Source organism: Serratia sp. HNCC26DJ206 (genome assembly GCF_057180605.1).
Genome location: NZ_JBXUGP010000023.1, coordinates 71272 through 87660 on the forward strand (window position 1 = coordinate 71272; position 16389 = coordinate 87660).

14 protein-coding genes and 1 riboswitch are annotated in these 16389 nt (G+C 53.5%); of the genes, 3 read left to right on the plus strand and 11 right to left on the minus strand.

The window, feature by feature from the left end; all coding sequences use genetic code 11:
- Positions 1 to 202: 202 nt before the first annotated feature.
- The 5 genes from AC2A1E_RS16300 to pgi form a co-directional block, all read right to left on the minus strand.
- Positions 203 to 2293, minus strand: a complete 2091-nt coding sequence (locus tag AC2A1E_RS16300; RefSeq protein WP_484384610.1) for a YjbH domain-containing protein — start codon at positions 2291 to 2293, stop codon at positions 203 to 205.
- Positions 2293 to 3048, minus strand: coding sequence for a capsule biosynthesis GfcC D2 domain-containing protein (locus AC2A1E_RS16305; protein WP_484384611.1), 756 nt, complete (start codon positions 3046 to 3048; stop codon positions 2293 to 2295). The genes AC2A1E_RS16300 and AC2A1E_RS16305 overlap by 1 nt, the downstream gene beginning before the upstream one ends.
- Positions 3035 to 3751 (minus strand): YjbF family lipoprotein, encoded by a 717-nt coding sequence (locus tag AC2A1E_RS16310; RefSeq protein ID WP_484384612.1) that lies wholly within the window; start codon positions 3749 to 3751, stop codon positions 3035 to 3037. The genes AC2A1E_RS16305 and AC2A1E_RS16310 overlap by 14 nt, the downstream gene beginning before the upstream one ends.
- 103 nt (positions 3752 to 3854) lie before the next feature.
- Positions 3855 to 4082 (minus strand): exopolysaccharide production protein YjbE, encoded by a 228-nt coding sequence (locus tag AC2A1E_RS16315; protein ID WP_484384613.1) that lies wholly within the window; start codon positions 4080 to 4082, stop codon positions 3855 to 3857.
- 610 nt (positions 4083 to 4692) lie between these two features.
- Positions 4693 to 6339 (minus strand): glucose-6-phosphate isomerase, encoded by a 1647-nt coding sequence (pgi, locus tag AC2A1E_RS16320; RefSeq protein WP_484384614.1) that lies wholly within the window; start codon positions 6337 to 6339, stop codon positions 4693 to 4695.
- Positions 6340 to 6664: 325 nt separating this feature from the next.
- A riboswitch (Lysine riboswitch) is annotated at positions 6665 to 6858 on the plus strand.
- A 110-nt stretch (positions 6859 to 6968) separates the two neighbouring features.
- Between pgi and lysC the strand changes: the two genes are divergently transcribed.
- Together lysC and panS are read left to right on the plus strand one after the other, a co-directional pair.
- Positions 6969 to 8336 carry a lysine-sensitive aspartokinase 3 gene (lysC, locus tag AC2A1E_RS16325; RefSeq protein WP_484384615.1) on the plus strand — a complete coding sequence of 456 codons (1368 nt, stop codon included), beginning with the start codon at positions 6969 to 6971 and terminating at the stop codon, positions 8334 to 8336.
- A 32-nt stretch (positions 8337 to 8368) separates the two neighbouring features.
- A complete protein-coding gene (panS, locus tag AC2A1E_RS16330) occupies positions 8369 to 9286 on the plus strand; it encodes a ketopantoate/pantoate/pantothenate transporter PanS (protein WP_484384616.1) in 918 nt (305 codons plus the stop codon).
- A gap of 30 nt (positions 9287 to 9316) precedes the next feature.
- Here the strand turns inward: panS and AC2A1E_RS16335 are convergent, their stop codons facing one another.
- The 6 genes from AC2A1E_RS16335 to AC2A1E_RS16360 all read right to left on the minus strand — a co-directional run bounded on the left by AC2A1E_RS16335 (position 9317) and on the right by AC2A1E_RS16360 (position 15655).
- Positions 9317 to 10966 (minus strand): Na/Pi cotransporter family protein, encoded by a 1650-nt coding sequence (locus AC2A1E_RS16335; protein ID WP_484384617.1) that lies wholly within the window; start codon positions 10964 to 10966, stop codon positions 9317 to 9319.
- 168 nt (positions 10967 to 11134) lie between these two features.
- On the minus strand, positions 11135 to 12127 hold the full coding sequence (locus AC2A1E_RS16340) for an ABC transporter ATP-binding protein (RefSeq protein ID WP_484384618.1): 993 nt from the start codon (positions 12125 to 12127) through the stop codon (positions 11135 to 11137).
- Positions 12128 to 12131: 4 nt separating this feature from the next.
- The gene (locus AC2A1E_RS16345) at positions 12132 to 12917 is read right to left on the minus strand and encodes an ABC transporter permease (RefSeq protein WP_484384619.1); all 786 of its coding nucleotides are present in this window, start codon (positions 12915 to 12917) and stop codon (positions 12132 to 12134) included.
- Between the two features lie 17 nt (positions 12918 to 12934).
- A complete protein-coding gene (locus tag AC2A1E_RS16350; protein WP_484384620.1) occupies positions 12935 to 13774 on the minus strand; it encodes an ABC transporter permease in 840 nt (279 codons plus the stop codon).
- Positions 13775 to 13784: 10 nt separating this feature from the next.
- On the minus strand, positions 13785 to 14582 hold the full coding sequence (locus AC2A1E_RS16355; RefSeq protein WP_484384621.1) for an alkaline phosphatase family protein: 798 nt from the start codon (positions 14580 to 14582) through the stop codon (positions 13785 to 13787).
- Positions 14583 to 14593: 11 nt separating this feature from the next.
- Positions 14594 to 15655 (minus strand): ABC transporter substrate-binding protein, encoded by a 1062-nt coding sequence (locus tag AC2A1E_RS16360; RefSeq protein ID WP_484384622.1) that lies wholly within the window; start codon positions 15653 to 15655, stop codon positions 14594 to 14596.
- Between the two features lie 423 nt (positions 15656 to 16078).
- Between AC2A1E_RS16360 and AC2A1E_RS16365 the strand changes: the two genes are divergently transcribed.
- On the plus strand, positions 16079 to 16351 hold the full coding sequence (locus tag AC2A1E_RS16365; RefSeq protein ID WP_484384623.1) for a ferredoxin family protein: 273 nt from the start codon (positions 16079 to 16081) through the stop codon (positions 16349 to 16351).
- The last annotated feature ends 38 nt before the right edge of the window (positions 16352 to 16389 follow it).

The following is a 16389-nucleotide window of genomic DNA, read 5'->3' on the forward strand; positions in this document are numbered from 1 at the left end:
GCAATACGTTTGATGTACTTTGCTTTAATCTGATCAATACCTGTGTCTTGGGCGGCCTGCGCTAGGCCGCCATTTTTATGTCTGTGATTTCAGGCTGAAGCCAGGGGACAGCAGAAGCAAAAAGAGTGAGTAGTGTGAGCGATGGGGGAGCAGAGAGATTTTGGGGGATTAAAAATCCCCCAAATTGAGCAGTGATAAACGATTAACGGAAGCGAACATCCCGATCGGACGTCAAACCATACAGTTGATATTTGCGGCCCAGCATTTGCCCACCATCGCGGGTAAGCGGGGTCCAACCGACCTGCATACGACTGCGGGAAGGCGAAGTGGTCATCAACTCCAGCGGGATGGAAATGTAGAAACCCTTGGTAAACGAACCCTCACCATACTCTTCCCGTGTCACATCGGTAAACGTAGCGTAAACACCCGCCACAACTCCGCTGTCGAAACGTTTAGACAGATCGACCGTCGCACCTTTGTCTTTAGCCAGATACTGGCCTACGCTCAAAGCCACCAACACGCCATCAGCAAAAGGCGGTTTCCAGTAACCGGTGACATGCCCGGTAACGGCATCATAATCAGCGAAACGCATCATATCCTCCCAGTCACGCTGTTTCACCCAGTTGGCATTAACACCGACCGCCCAATCAGTGTCTAACGGACGATACAGCATTTCCGCACCGACGCCGCCGAACATGCTTTCCAGATATCCGCCATACACCTGGCCATAGATACCATCACCAAAAGATTGGAAGTAGTTGGCCTGGAGATCGTTGAGATACACATCGTTGCCAACGTATTCACGAATATGCGTACGAACACGTGGCAATTGGGAGTCTGGAGGTGGCGCTGTATAGTTAAATCTATCGTAGTTGTTCGCCAGGTTAGCAAAAACACTGCCACTGGTTAATAAATGGTCTGTCACCCACCAGTTGGCGCTGCCCAACAGGCCAATCTGATACATATAAAATGTCTCTGCACCGCCAACAGACTGGGTTAACGTCGGTGAAAGGCTGAAACCAAACCTGTCATTTTCAATGTAATAACCTTGCTCGGTATTTTCTGGCAATAACGGTTCAAGACGTTTTTGCTGCAACGTTTGTTCATGCCCCAGTGGATATCCTTCTAACTGCGCACGTAAACTGTTGACATCGGTCTTGGTCGTCACCTGCGGTAAATTATAACGAGTTTCGGTCACCGCCAGCGTATCCACACCTTCTGGAAGATGATTCATCAGAATAATGTTGGCCCGCTCGACCCCATCTTCGCTATAGCGATACCTGGACTGGGTTCCGGTCATGTACAGCGTATTATCTTTCACCTGAATCTTAGGTGCAGAGAAACCCGCTTGATCTTCAAGCGCTGAAAGCTGGTTGGCGACCACATCCTGCTGCAACCCGCTGCCCTGAGGCTCAGGCTGATAAGCTGGCTTTGATTGATCAACATGAGAAGGTGTTAATTCATTAAAGTTAGTGCGTAAGGTAAACCCTGCCATAAAGGTATTACCGCGCTCATAACTCATATTGACGTCGGCCCAATTTGTTACGCGATAAACCGCGCCGAAGTTGAATTTACTGTCTTGCTTGAGTCTACCGGCAAAATCACCTTGATAATCGTTCCCTTCATATTCCAGCTTCAGGCGCAGTGGTTGCCAAGGGGTTTGATATTCCACACCGCCGAAGATCGCCGCAGGCCCGCGGAAAGATTCACTGAGGCTGACAGTTCCGCCAGTCGTCGTATGCACATTTTCACGCGTACAAAAGCGATCGCTGGCATCACAGAATGGGTTCCTGACATTACCACTGTTACCCAGATAGCCCCATCCCATACCCAAAGTAAAATCGAGAGGCCCCCACCCTTTACTGGCCACCAGATATTCACCATCGAACAACCCAGTACCGCCGATGTCACGCACCCCTACAGCCATCTCAGGCAGCCAATACCCTTCTTCCCAAAGACGTAATTTCACATCAAAAGATTTGTCTTTATAAGTTTGGTCACCGCTGAACGAAGGGTCATTACTGTATTTTCGCGTTCGCACGTCGGTATAACGGACAGTGGTTTCCAACCATGGCATCGGTTGAACAGAAATCGAGTAAAAGCGGTATTGATCATTATCACGGTAGTTGAAACTGAACTCGCCCTCTTTTGCCATACGCGCAGTCGGGGTTTGCAGCAAACCAGCGCCGCCGAAGTCAGTCTGAGAGGGCCCCAGAGGGGCAGGATATGAGGCCGCCTGACACGCGTTGGCGACAGACAGCGCAACCAAGCTAAATAAGTAACGTTTTTTCATCAGTCTGGCATCCGGTGCGTCAATAACGAAATAATTTGCTCGTTGATGTCTTTGAAATCGTCAGGCAATGCGGAAACGGCAAACCCCAGAAATAAAAGACTCCCTGGCGTCATTTCATTATGCCGCCGGTTCCAGTAAGCGATAGGGACAGGCTGCGCCTTACCCTGGGGAGTGATAATCCAGGCGGTATCATGTTCAGCCCCCTCAAGAGGCTGGAGCCCGGTAAGGTAGTCACTGACATCTTTTCCCGGTAAGAAATCACGTTTACCATGTGGTGCCAATGCGCCCAACAACTTGACGCTTTTCGGCTCTGGTGCGACATAGAGCTGATATTCGCCCTGCAGCCGACGATCAAGCACCGGATCTAAGCGGATCATGTCAGGATCAAGCGGAACAAACAGGCGACCGATGACGTTAAGTTCAGCAAGTTGCGAATGCACCGCGTCCACCGTTGCCGCCAAAGACATATCGTCATCCTGCCGCAAAACCGCGCTTAACGCCTTCAAGCGCGCTAAGAGTTGCTGTTGCTTCTGCTGCTGGAGTTGAGTCGCACCCTGCACGGCAATCGCCGCCCCTGACCACCAGATTTTGCCTTGCAAAGCCGGGTTATCCACCACCAGGTTCTCTAACGTGGGCACATTTTTAAGCGTGACTGACGCCTTGTCCGGATAAAACACGGTTACTCGACTTTCTGCGTGGGCAGAATTCAGCGAAAGGCACAGAAGCGTACTCAAAAGCAGATTAATTTTTTTCATTATGCCTCTGCTTCAATAATGTAATTTCAATCGGGAAATAGTCCGCGCCCATGAATTGCACTGATTTAACTACCGTGCCCGTTTGCGGATCCAACCAGAAGCGGTTCACCCAGCTTTTACCCAAGTCATCGACATTAACCGTCTCTTCAATAACCTGATAATTCTGGCTCTTACCGCCAATAACGAGAGGTTTATCTTCTAATCGATGGAATACGGATTCAGAGTAACCAGAACGAGCCTGGCCTTCTTCCGTCCAGGAGATCATCGATGACCAGCGTGCTCCATTGACCAATCGCCGTGGGTCTGACAAAGGATCCTGCTCAAGATTAGACACGCTGAGCAAATTATCCTTCCACCCCAGCGTTTTGACCACGCGCCCGTTTCTTAACGTCATCAGAGTACGGTCCTGACTCACCCATTTCTCTTCGCCGTTTTCAAACGCCCCGAGCACCATCACAATCTGTAGCTGATCGTCAATACGGACATACGCACTAGGCTTGGAGAGGCTCTGGACTTCTTGGTCTGTCAGTTCAACGTCCGACGACTCAAACACCAAATGATAAATTGCATCATTTACGTTTTTCTGGGCTGAGGTACAGGCCTGGAGGGATAAGCATATGATTAACAAAGGTAGATAGCGCAATTGAGCAATCCCGGCACGTAGATAAAAAAAAGAATAACCGCGTTTATGTCTTTGGTCCATGGAGTTGCGGCAGAAGAAGTGTTGACCCGACTAAACTCATCAGGCTCTGCTCACTACCTGCAACACCAAGCACTGTAGCTATATGCGGTTACTCTTTTACTGTTTATTTCGTTCTGGTAGTCGTCGTGGTAGTAGGGGTAATTGAGATGCCATCTTCCCCACCACCTTTGTTTTCCGCAACTAAACCGCACGCGGCAGCGACGGCAACAGCACTGGTCCCTACAGCGACCGCTTTACCTTTTGCCCCGAGAGCAACGAAAGGAGCTCCCCAGGAATTGGAAGCGCCGAACAAAGCAAGCGCGACTAATACCGGACACAATACCTTTTTCATACACAACCCTCTTAATAGTAGTAAATCAAGTGTTTAAAGAACACTTTCTTAAACTTATAGTACACCCTTCGAACTTGTAGCCGTAACGATCCCACCGAGGCTATGCCACCGATAGGTCGATTACAACTAACACCCTACAGCTTTAAAGGAAAAGGGTATAGTCAGTAAACTTAATTTTTATAACATAATAAATAATAAAAACAAACTTCGTACGAAATTTAGGAAAAAGCTCACCATTATAATAAATCTTATATTTCTAATGAAATAGGCTTATTAGGCATTAAATATATAAATCAACTATAGTCGGAGTATTTGATATCGCAACTACATGCTAACTGAACGAGCCCTCTATATCCGTCATCGTCAAGTTACATGGGCATTGACTTTGTCACTCAGGTTATCTGTAGCCTCGCTACGTCATCACCTTGCTACAGCTCGAATTGTTCAGAATATAGAATCCAGTCAAACTAGCGTTCAGAGTATCCCATTTGCCATAAATAAATTGTGCACTCTGCCAATTTACTTATGTTGGAAAGGATGAACCTCATTAGAGAGGCTCATCCTTTAGGCTAACGCACCAGCGCTTGCAGGCGGATTTCAAGCCACAGGCTTAACGCCACGCTTTGAAACGATTGATCAGGCCGTTGGTTGAACTGTCGTGGCTCGCCACGGCCTCTTTACCCGCCAGTTCTGGCAGAATGCGGTTTGCCAGTTGTTTACCTAACTCCACGCCCCATTGGTCGAAGGTGAAGATATTAAGGATGACACCTTGGGTAAAGATCTTGTGTTCATACAGGGCAATCAGGCTACCCAGGCTGAACGGCGTGATCTCTCGCAGCAGGATAGAGTTGGTCGGGCGGTTGCCTTCAAACACCTTGAATGGCGCGACGTGCTTGACCTCTTCCGGCGTTTTACCCTGTACCGCAAACTCTTCTTCTACCGCTGCCAGTGATTTGCCAAACGCCAGCGCTTCCGTTTGAGCAAAGAAGTTCGACAGCAACTTGGCGTGGTGATCGCTTAACGGATTATGGCTGATGGCCGGGGCGATAAAATCGCAAGGAACCAGTTTAGTCCCCTGATGAATCAACTGATAGAACGCATGCTGGCCGTTGGTACCTGGCTCGCCCCAGATGATTGGGCCAGTCTGGTAATCCACCGGATTGCCGTTGCGATCGACATATTTACCGTTGGATTCCATGTTGCCCTGCTGGAAATAAGCAGCAAAACGGTGCATGTATTGATCGTACGGCAGAATCGCTTCGGTTTCTGCGCCGAAGAAGTTGTTGTACCAGATGCCGATCAGCGCCAGCAGCACCGGCAGGTTGTTCTCAGCAGGCGTCTGCGCAAAATGCTTATCCATCTCGTGCGCACCGCTCAGCAGTTGCTCGAAGTTATCAAAGCCCAGCGACAGCGCAATCGACAGGCCGATAGCCGACCACAGGGAGTAACGGCCACCCACCCAGTCCCAGAACTCGAACATATTGTCGGTGTCGATACCAAACTCGGCCACCGCTTTACCATTAGTGGACAACGCAGCAAAGTGCTTCGCCACGTGTTTCTGATCACCGGCGGTTTTCAGGAACCAATCGCGCGCGCTGTGGGCGTTGGTCATGGTTTCCTGGGTAGTGAAGGTTTTAGAGGCGACCAGGAACAGCGTGGTGGCAGGATCCAGCGGCTTGAGCGTTTCAGCCATGTGGGTGCCATCCACGTTGGAAACGAAGTGCATATTCAGATGGTTTTTATACGGACGCAGCGCTTCGGTCGCCATATAAGGGCCGAGGTCAGAGCCACCGATCCCGATATTCACCACGTCGGTAATCGGCTTGCCGGTGTAGCCTTTCCAGTCACCGCCAATCACGCGGTCACAGAACTGTTTCATTTTTGCCAGCACCGCATTCACTTCCGGCATCACGTCTTTGCCGTCAACGAGGATTGGCGTGTTGCTGCGGTTGCGCAGCGCCACATGCAGTACGGCGCGATCTTCAGTGCGGTTGATCTTCTCACCGGCGAACATCGATTTGATTGCGCTCTGCAAGTCGGTCTCTTTGGCCAGCGCCTGAAGTTTTTCCAGGGTTTCTGCGGTGATGCGGTTTTTGGAGTAATCCACCAGCATCTGATCGTTAAACGTGGCAGAGAACTTGGAGAAACGCTCGCTATCCTGAGCAAACAAATCACCGATCTGTACGTCTTTCATCTGTTCAAAATGTTGCTGCAGGGCTTGCCAAGCAGTGGTTTGACTAGGATTGATATTTTTCATAGCAACGCTCTTATGCTTGAGAATGAAGGGAGGTGATTGGCCGATTGTAGCCTGTTCACCTGTGATTACGATCTCTTTTCTTGCGATAGGGATTAACTGTCAAACCGGAACGCTCTCTTTTTACCTTTACACAACAAACCCTCTGTCTTTCAGGTAACAACCCGTTATCACCGTGATAAAAACGGTGCCAAACCCTTGGGTTTTACCATCGTTCAACGCGCAAGAGGCACCGTACGCTGACAAGATGAAGCTCCCTCAACGTTTGCTCGTTGACAGTAGCCCGTAAACCCGTTATTTCTAACATCCTACTTGCGCACCCGGTGCGCAAGCCAGAAGAGGCGCGTCGCCCAGGTAGAATGTCAGAGGAGCCGTTATCCGATGACGACATTTGAGGGGGAGCGACGCCGAGGCGCGGTGAATGCGGCAATCATCACGTCGGCTACAGGGGCTGAATCCCCTGAGTTGTCACCATGGAACACCCTGCAAAGGGGTTCAGCAAGGTGGGGCGCTTCTGGGTGTACCGTAGTCTTAACCTCTACGCTTGCTCCCTGTTTACCGCTCTTCCCTTGTGCCAAGGCTATGGAAATCAATTGCCATCATGATATGGCATCCCTGACACGAGGTTTTACATGATTCAAGCAGCATTCCTGAACAATACCGTAGTGGCAAAATTCGGCGGTACCAGCGTGGCAGATTTCGACGCGATGAACCGCAGTGCCGATGTCGTGCTGTCCAATCCTAACGTGCGCCTGGTGGTCCTTTCCGCCTCTGCTGGCATCACCAACCTGCTGGTGGCCTTGGCTGAAGGTTGCAACACCGAAAAACGCACTTACCAGCTCGATGAAATTCGCCGTATTCAATATGCCATCCTCGAACGCCTCGATAATCCGGCGGTGATCCGTGATGAAATCGACCGCATGCTGGAAAATATCGCCATGCTGTCAGAAGCCGCTGCATTGGCCACCTCCCCTGCATTGACAGATGAACTGGTCAGCCATGGCGAACTGATGTCCACCCTGCTGTTTGTTGAGATCCTGCGCCAGCGCCGCGTACAGGCGGAGTGGTTCGACGTGCGTAAAGTGATGCGTACTGACGATCATTTCGGCCGTGCGGTACCAGACAATGCGGCATTAACGGAACTGGCCCAAACGCTGTTGAAACCGCGCCTGCAGGAAGCCCTGATCATTACTCAAGGCTTTATCGGCAGCGAAGCGAAAGGCCGCACTACCACGCTGGGCCGCGGCGGCAGCGACTACACTGCCGCCCTGCTGGGGGAAGCGCTGAACGTCAGCCGCGTGGATATCTGGACCGACGTACCGGGCATCTACACCACCGATCCGCGCGTGGTGCCTGCCGCCAAGCGCATCGATAAAATCGCCTTCGAAGAAGCGGCAGAAATGGCCACCTTTGGTGCGAAAGTGCTGCATCCGGCCACGCTGCTGCCCGCCGTGCGCAGTGATATCCCGGTGTTTGTCGGATCGAGCAAAGATCCCGCCGCAGGTGGCACGCTGGTGTGCAACACCACCGAAAACCCACCGCTGTTCCGTGCGCTGGCACTGCGCCGCAAGCAAACGCTGCTGACGTTGCACAGCCTGAACATGCTGCACGCACGCGGTTTCTTGGCGGAAGTGTTTAACATTCTGGCGCGCCACAATATTTCCGTCGATCTGATCACCACTTCCGAAGTCAGCATTGCGCTGACCATGGATACCACCGGCCCTACCTCAACCGGCGGCAGTCTGCTGACCACTTCCCTGCTCACCGATCTATCTTCGCTGTGCCGGGTTGAGGTGGAAGAGAATCTGGCGTTGGTTGCCTTAATCGGTAACAAGCTTTCGCAGGCTTGCGGCGTGGGCAAAGAGGTGTTCGGCGTGCTGGATCCGTTCAATATCCGCATGATCTGCTACGGGGCCAGCAGCTATAATCTGTGCTTCCTGGTACCGGGTGACGATGCAGAGCAAGTGGTACGAACGCTGCACCGCAACCTGTTTGAATAACGCTAAATGCCTTGTGAAGGGAAACACTATCAATGCTGGCAAAAATAACCCGTTTGTTCCCGCTGTGGGCCGTGCTGCTTTCCGTCGCGGCTTACTATACCCCTGCCACCTTCACAGGCATCAGCCCCTATATCAGCCCGCTGCTGATGCTGGTTATGTTTGCCATGGGCGTGACGCTGCGTCTGGGTGATTTCAAACGCGTGCTGTCGCGCCCCGGCCCGGTAGCCGCCGGGATCTTCCTGCATTACCTGATCATGCCGCTAGCGGCGTGGATCCTGGCGATACTGTTCCGCATGCCGCCAGATCTCTCTGCTGGTATGGTGCTGGTGGGCAGCGTCGCCAGCGGCACGGCTTCCAACGTGATCATCTATCTGGCGAAAGGCGATGTGGCCTTGTCGGTGACCATTTCGGCGATTTCTACGCTGGTTGGCGTGTTTGCCACTCCGTTGCTGACGCGCCTGTACGTCGATGCCAAAATCAGCGTCGATATTATGGGGATGTTATTGAGTATCCTGCAGATCGTGGTGATCCCAATCGGTCTTGGCCTGATCATCCACCATACCTTTACCAAAACGGTGAAGCGCATCGAACCTTTCCTGCCTGCGCTGTCGATGATCTGTATCGTGACCATCATCAGCGCGGTAGTGGCGGGCAGCCAGAGCCATATCGCTTCGGTCGGGCTGGTGGTGATTATCGCGGTGATCCTGCACAACGGCATCGGGTTACTGAGTGGTTACTGGGGCGGCAAACTGTTCGGCTTCGATGAATCCACCTGCCGCACGTTGGCGATTGAAGTCGGCATGCAGAACTCTGGGCTGGCGGCCACGCTGGGCAAGATTTATTTCTCACCGCTGGCGGCATTGCCCGGCGCACTATTCTCGGTGTGGCATAACCTTTCCGGCTCCCTGCTGGCCGGTTACTGGTCTGGCCGCCCCACCAAGAAGGAGTAACTCTCGCCAAGGGGCCGTCTCCGGCCCTTTTCACCTTGTCTTGGGCGTCTCTTCCCAATCGCGATCGTCGTCTTTTTCATCTTGCTCAAGCACGTTATAGGCTACCGAGCAAAACAGCGAGTTAAGCCGTTTCATATCTCCCAGCAGGCCCAGATGTAGCGCACTGTTGGCTATGCTTTGTACGTTTTGCTGATGCAGACGTTCAACATGAGCATGCGCGTAGCGACGATCCAGAATACGGAAACGGTGTTTGGAGCGACGCAAGCGCTTGGCGCTGGTGATGTCCCCGGCGAGAAACACCGACATGCTCAGCCGCAGGTTGCCGGTCAACCTTTCGTGTAACGTATCCAACTCTGCCAGGCCTTCTGCGGAGAACGAATTTCGTGAACCGTGAGATTTATCCGCCACATCATTGGCCATACGCTCGATAATATCGCCCGCCTGTTCCAGGTTGAGCGCCATTTCGATAATCTCCGCCCAACGGCGCGAATCCGCCTCGCCCAAATCCTCTTTCTGAATCTGTGCCAGATAGAGTTTTATCGCGGTGTACAACACGTGCACATCATCATCCAGGCGGCGAACTTCCTTATTCTGGCCAAGCTTACCGTGCAGCACCTCGCCATGCAGAATCATCATATGCTCGATCACATCCCCCATGCGCAGGGTTTCCCGCGCCGCATTAACCAGCGCCAGAGAGGGAGTATCCAGCGCACTGGCGTCGAGATGGCGTGGCCGCAAGCGGGGGTCCACCTCGGGCACATCAGCAATCAACAGCTCACACAGACGCGCCATCGGCCCTGATAGCGGCACCTGCAACAGGCAGCGAATCAGGTTGTAGAACATGTGGAAATAGATCACCAATTCTTCCGCAGCGCCCGGCAGTCCTTCGATCCCCTTTGCCAGAACAGAGACAAACGGCAGTACCAATGCGCAGCCCAGCAGCTTGAACAACAGGCTGCCGAGTGCCACTCGGCGCGCAGCGGCATTTTGCCCACCGGTGTTGAGGGTGACCAACAGGCCACTGCCCAGGTTGGCCCCAATCACCAGGCAGAGCGCAACCTGTAGGGAAATCACGCCGGACGCGGTCAGAGTAGCAGTCAGCAGTACCGCCGCCAGGCTGGAATAACTGACGACGGCAAACAGAGCGCCAATCAGCGCATCGAGCATCACATCACCGGTCAGCGATGAGAACAGCACCTTCACGCCATGGCCTTGGGTAATCGGCGTAGCAGCGGCCACAATCAGCTCCAGTGCCAGCACGATCAGGCCAAGACCGATGGCCACACGCCCCATCTGCCCAGCACGGGTCTGCTTGCGGCTGAGAAAGACAATTACGCCGACAAAAATCAGCAACGGCGAAAGCCAGGAAAGATTGAACGTCAGCACACGCGCCATGATTGCGGTACCAACATCGGCACCGAGCATGATCACCAGCGCAGGCCCCAGGCCTACCAGCCCTTGGGCGACAAAAGAGGTGACCAGCAACGCTGTGGCATTGCTGCTCTGCACTAGCGCGGTGACACCGATCCCGGCCACAAAAGCCAGCGGCTTTTTCTCTACGCTGTGGCCCAGCACCTGACGCAGGTTAGCGCCATAAACCCGCATAATCCCGGTACGTACGATGTGGGTACCCCACACCAGCATGGCGATGGCGGAAAGCAGGTGAAGAAGGGTTAACACAGATGGAGTACTCCATTAACGCCCGGCAAGTCACAGGCCTAAATTCATTGTTGTTGTAGCAGTGATTTCCCACCGATAGGCGCGACGATAGAATGCAGTTCGCCGAAAAGAAGCATCACGCTGCGATGGGTTATCATCCTGTTTTTATCGTTGAAGATCGCGACAAAATCATGCAACTTCGCGTAATGTTACAGTTTCTAATTGTAACCCAATTTCACTGCCATTGGCGCGCAAATCGGCAACGGAACGATTGAGCACGTCCACCCACAGCTCAACGCCGTGGGCCTGAACGCGATAACGCACCACATTGCCCAACAGGCTGTGGTGGAGAACGACGGCGGCAATCCCTTGCCCAGCGGGCAATAACTGGATCGATTCCGGGCGGATCGCCACTTGCCCACGGTAGGTTCGCCCGGTCAGAGCCTGCGCCTGTTCAGCACTCAACAGGTTGTAACTGCCAATAAACCCGGCGGCAAAGGCATTGGCCGGTTGGGTATACAGCGTTTCTGCGTTGCCGCTTTGCACAATCTCCCCTTTGTTCATCAACACGATACGATCGGAAAGCGTTAACGCTTCTTCCTGATCGTGGGTGACGAAAATCGCCGTCAGGTTCAGTTCCCGCTGGATCCGGCGGATTTGCTCACGCAGATGTTTACGAATGCGGGCGTCCAATGCCGATAGCGGCTCATCCAGCAACAACAGGCGTGGCCGCGTTACCAGCGAGCGCGCCAGCGCCACGCGTTGGCACTGGCCACCAGAGAGCTGATGCGGATAACGCTTAACCAGTTCGGTTAACTCCACCAGTGCCAGCACCTCCTGTACCCGCTGGCGGATCTGCTCGGCGGGCAGCTTCTGCATCTTCAGACCAAAGGCCACGTTACCTTCCACGGTCATATTGGGGAACAGCGCATAGCTCTGGAATACCATGCCGATACCGCGCTTTTGCGGCGGCAAAGGCACCAGATCCTGTCCTTGCAGCAGGATCTGCCCACTGTCCACCGGGGTCAGCCCTGCCAGGCAACGTAACAATGTTGATTTGCCGCAGCCGCTTGGCCCCAGCAGGGTGACAAACTCACCCTCTTCGGCGCTAAAATCGATATCGTGAAATACCTGGGTCTGGCCATAGTGTTTGTTAAGGCGAGTGACGTTGAGATAAGCCATATGATTAACCCCTGGTTTTATTCAGCAGATTTGCCAGCCAGGTGACGAGCAGCACCACGGCAAAATAAGAGATGACCAACGCGCTGGTGAAGTGGCCGCTGCCATTACGCATATTGAACAGGTAAACCTGCAGCGTTTCATACTGGCTGCCGACCAGCAGGTTAGCGAATACAAACTCACCAATCAGAAATGAGAACGACAGCAACACCGCGATCATCCCACCTTTGCGCAAGTTTGGCAGCACCACCAGCAACGCCGCCTGCCAGGTACTGGCCCCCAATAGATGGGCTGCATCCATCAGATCGCGCAGATTGATCGCCTGCATATTGTTGCTGATGGCGCGGTAGATAAACGGCAGAGCGATAGTGAAATAGCAGCCAATCAGGATCCAGGGTGTGCCCAGCAGCGGCAGCGGATCGGCAGCGAACAGTTGCATCAGGCCCACAGAGGACACTACCGGCGGCACGGCAAACGGCAGCAGGATCAGTACGTTCATCACCGCATCAAGCTTAGGAAAATAGTAAGCAATCACAAACATCAGCGGCAGGATCACCACCACCGCCAGCACCAGCGTGCCGAAACAGATCAGCAATGAGTGCCACAGCGCCTGTAGAAAGCGCGGATCGCTCCATAGCGCCACCAGCCACTTCAGGGTAAAACCTTGCGGCAAAATGGTCGCGCCCCACTGCGTCGCTAAGGCATACACCAGCGTCGCCACCAAGGGCAGCAGCAGGATCAGAAATAACAGGGTCACCACCACCCGGTGATAAACCGTTTCAAAACGCCGCATAGACATCCCCTGCTAACTCACGAGCGTGCATTAAGGTAACTCCTGCGCAGGAGCCATTGATGCACCACCGTGATCAATCCCATCATCACCACCAGCATCATGGCCAGCGCGCTGGCCAGGTTCGGATCGAGAGAAATATCCCCGGCCACCAGCGCTGAAATACGGATCGGGATCACGTTGAAATTACCGGTGGTCAACGCATACACCGTGGCGTAAGCCCCCAGCGCGTTAGCCAGCAGAATGACAAAAGTGCCCATCAGCGCCGGAGCCAATACCGGCAGGCCGATATAGCGCCAAAAGTGCCATGGCCCTGCCCCCAGCAACGCCGCAGACTCGCGCCAGTCCTCACGCAGCGCATCAAACGCCGGGTACAGCAGCAACACGCCGAGCGGGATCTGGAAGTAGGTGTAAAGCACAATCAGCCCGCTTTTCGAATAGAGGTTAAAACTGTCCATCAGGCCGCACTTGTGCAGCAATAGGGTCAGGCAACCATTCAGCCCCAGCAGAATGACAAACGCGAACGCCAGCGGCACTCCGGCAAAGTTGCTGGTCATATTGGCAAATGACATCACAAAATCATGCAGCCGGGTTGGGCCAAGCTGGCGAAGTGAGTAACTGCCTACTAACGCAATCAGCAAACCGTAAACGCTTGACCACCATGAGATCTCCAGCGAGAACTGGAATGCCTGTAGGTAAAACGGCGAGGTCAGCACATCAACATAGTTACCCCAGCCCCAGCCGCTGCTTTCACTGAAAAAGCTGCTGACCGCAATCCATATCAGCGGGGCAATCTGAAACGCGCCAAACAGCGCGATAAACGGCAGCAGGCACAGCGCAGCAATCCATTTGGCTTTCATCTCTTCACCTTCATGCCAGCAACGCCCGGCAGCGAGGCTTGTCGTGTACCACCTGCAACAGTTCACACAGGGTGCCACACAGCTCGGTCTGTTGCGGATTGGCATCGTTCTGGCTGAATGCCTCACCAAACACAAACAGCGGTACCTGCCGCTCTTCCGGCAATACCCCGCCGTGGCTATGATCGTCATTCATGCCGTGATCGGCGGTGATCATCACCTGATAACCCGCAGCCAGCCAATCCGCCAGATAGCGTGCCAACAAGCCGTCGGCATTGCGGGCCGCATTGCGATATTGTGGGGAAGACAGCCCATAGCGATGCCCGGCATCATCAATATTCATCGGATGGATCAACAGAAAATCAGGATGGTAACGACGGCGCAGATTTTCCGCATCGTCAAACAGATGTGAATCCGGGTAGCGGTCGTCGTAATAGAAATGACCATGCTGGATCGGCAATGCCGGATCATCGGTATGGCGATCGCGGGCGGCATCGAATGGCGTGCGGTTATACAGTTCGCTGAACCAGTGATAGGCCGCTGCCGCAGTGGTCAACCCGGCGGCACGCGCATAGTGAAATACGCTTTTCTCCCGCGACAGCCGCGATACCTGATTGTGTACCACTCCGCTTTCCACCGGCGTTACGCCGGTGAGAATGCATTCATACAACGGCCGGGAGAGCGAGGGCAACTCGCTCTCCATCAGATACAACCGCCCACGCCCTGCCACACATTCCGCCTGCAAGTAGCCCATAGCATCATGGGCTACCTGATAGTTGAGGCCGTCCAGTAGGACGAGGATCGTTTTCATCGTGCGTTAACTCACTGCTGCATCAGCATAATGACGTTTTCCTGCCACAGGCGTGGCAGCTGTTTGGCGCTCTTTTCCCAAGCGGCCGGATCGGCAATCGGGTGGGCGTTTTTATACTGTTCCGCCGGTAGCAGCTTGGCCTTTACGTCGTCCGGCAGCGTAATATGTTCAGCACGGATCGGGCGGGCATAGCCGCGCGCCAGGTTGATCTGGCCTGCATCAGAGAAGATGTATTCGCGCGCCAATTTGGCGGCATTCGGGTGTTTAGCGTATTTATTGATAACGGTGGTATAGCCGGAGGTGATGGAGCCGTCAGACGGGATCAGCACTTCGAAACGGGTTTTATCGATCTGATCGCGGTAGTTCAGGCCGTTAAAGTCCCACACCACGCCCACCTGCACTTCACCTTTTTCCAATGACGCAATCACCGGGTTGGTCATGCTCAGCCGCCCGGCTTTAGCCAGCTTGCCGAAGAACTCCAGCCCCGGCTTGAGGTTTTTCTCATCGCCACCCATGGCATAGGTTGCCGCCAAGACGCCGCTGGCGGCCTGCGATGCAGTACCCACATCGCCGATAGTGACCTGGTAGTTACCTTTCAACAGATCGGCCCAGCTGCGCGGAATATCCGGCACCTGCTGTTTGTTGACGATAAAGGCGATAGTGCCGGTATAGGCCAACGCCCAATGACCATCTTGGTCTTTCGCCCAATCAGGTACCTGTTCCCAAGTGGTGGGTTTATACGGCTGGGTTACGCCTTTTTGCACCGCGATCGGGCCGAAAGCCGCCCCCACATCGCCAATATCCGCCGTAGCATTGCCTTTTTCGGCATCAAACTTGGCGATCTCCTGCGCCGAACTCATATCGGTATCCATATGCTTCAGGCCATACTGGCTCTGCAGATCGGCCCAGGTTCCTTTCCAGTTAGCCCAACTGTCCGGCATGCCAACGCTATTCACTTCCCCTTCCTTCTTGGCCGCCTGAATCAGCGCGGCCAGATCGCTGTCAGCGGCCCAGCTCATCTGGCTGGTCAGTGCAATGGCACTGGTTAACACGCAAGCGCACAAACGTTTCATAACTGATGCTCCAGGTGGTGTGATGGTGTGAGATGAACTGGATGATTCCAGCAAGAACCTATACCCCAAGCTGCAACTGCGGGTAAGAAGGGTATAGCGGACAATTGTGATAATTATATGTCAGTATAAAAAAACAGCGGCTTTATTACATTTCAGCTCTGACAATGAACACAGCTCTGCTTTACCTTTAGAAACGATCGCCAACCCACCGGCCTCAATCGCGCAGAAACTGTGCAGAATCAATAAAGTCATGGCGGCAGGTGTTATTCTGACGAGCTTATTCGCTAAATTCGGGAGCAAGCGACGTCGGTGTCATCAGGAGAGGCAAATTTAGAAGTCATTTTCGTCGGCGGTGGTTTCCTCCGCGCACCGTATTGGCCTGAGACAATGGCTGAAAGATACTGTCAATGGAATGCGTAGTTTATGAATAAACCCGATCAGGGTCACAATCACTATCGGGTGGATAATACCCGACCGCATATTATTCTGGCTGGTGCACACGATCGTAAAATGCTGATGCGTTTGGTGATTGCCTGCCCGGCCGGGCTGTTCCAGCTTCAACCGGATGGCAACCTGTTCTTCGATGTGCAGGGTTGCCTGGAATGTGGCACCTGCCGCCTGCTGTGCGGGGAAGAGACCATTGCCCGCTGGTGCTATCCCGATGTGGGCTACGGCATTGAGTTCCGCTTTGGCTGAAGAACGTTGGCCAATTCATTCATCACCACTGGCAGGAT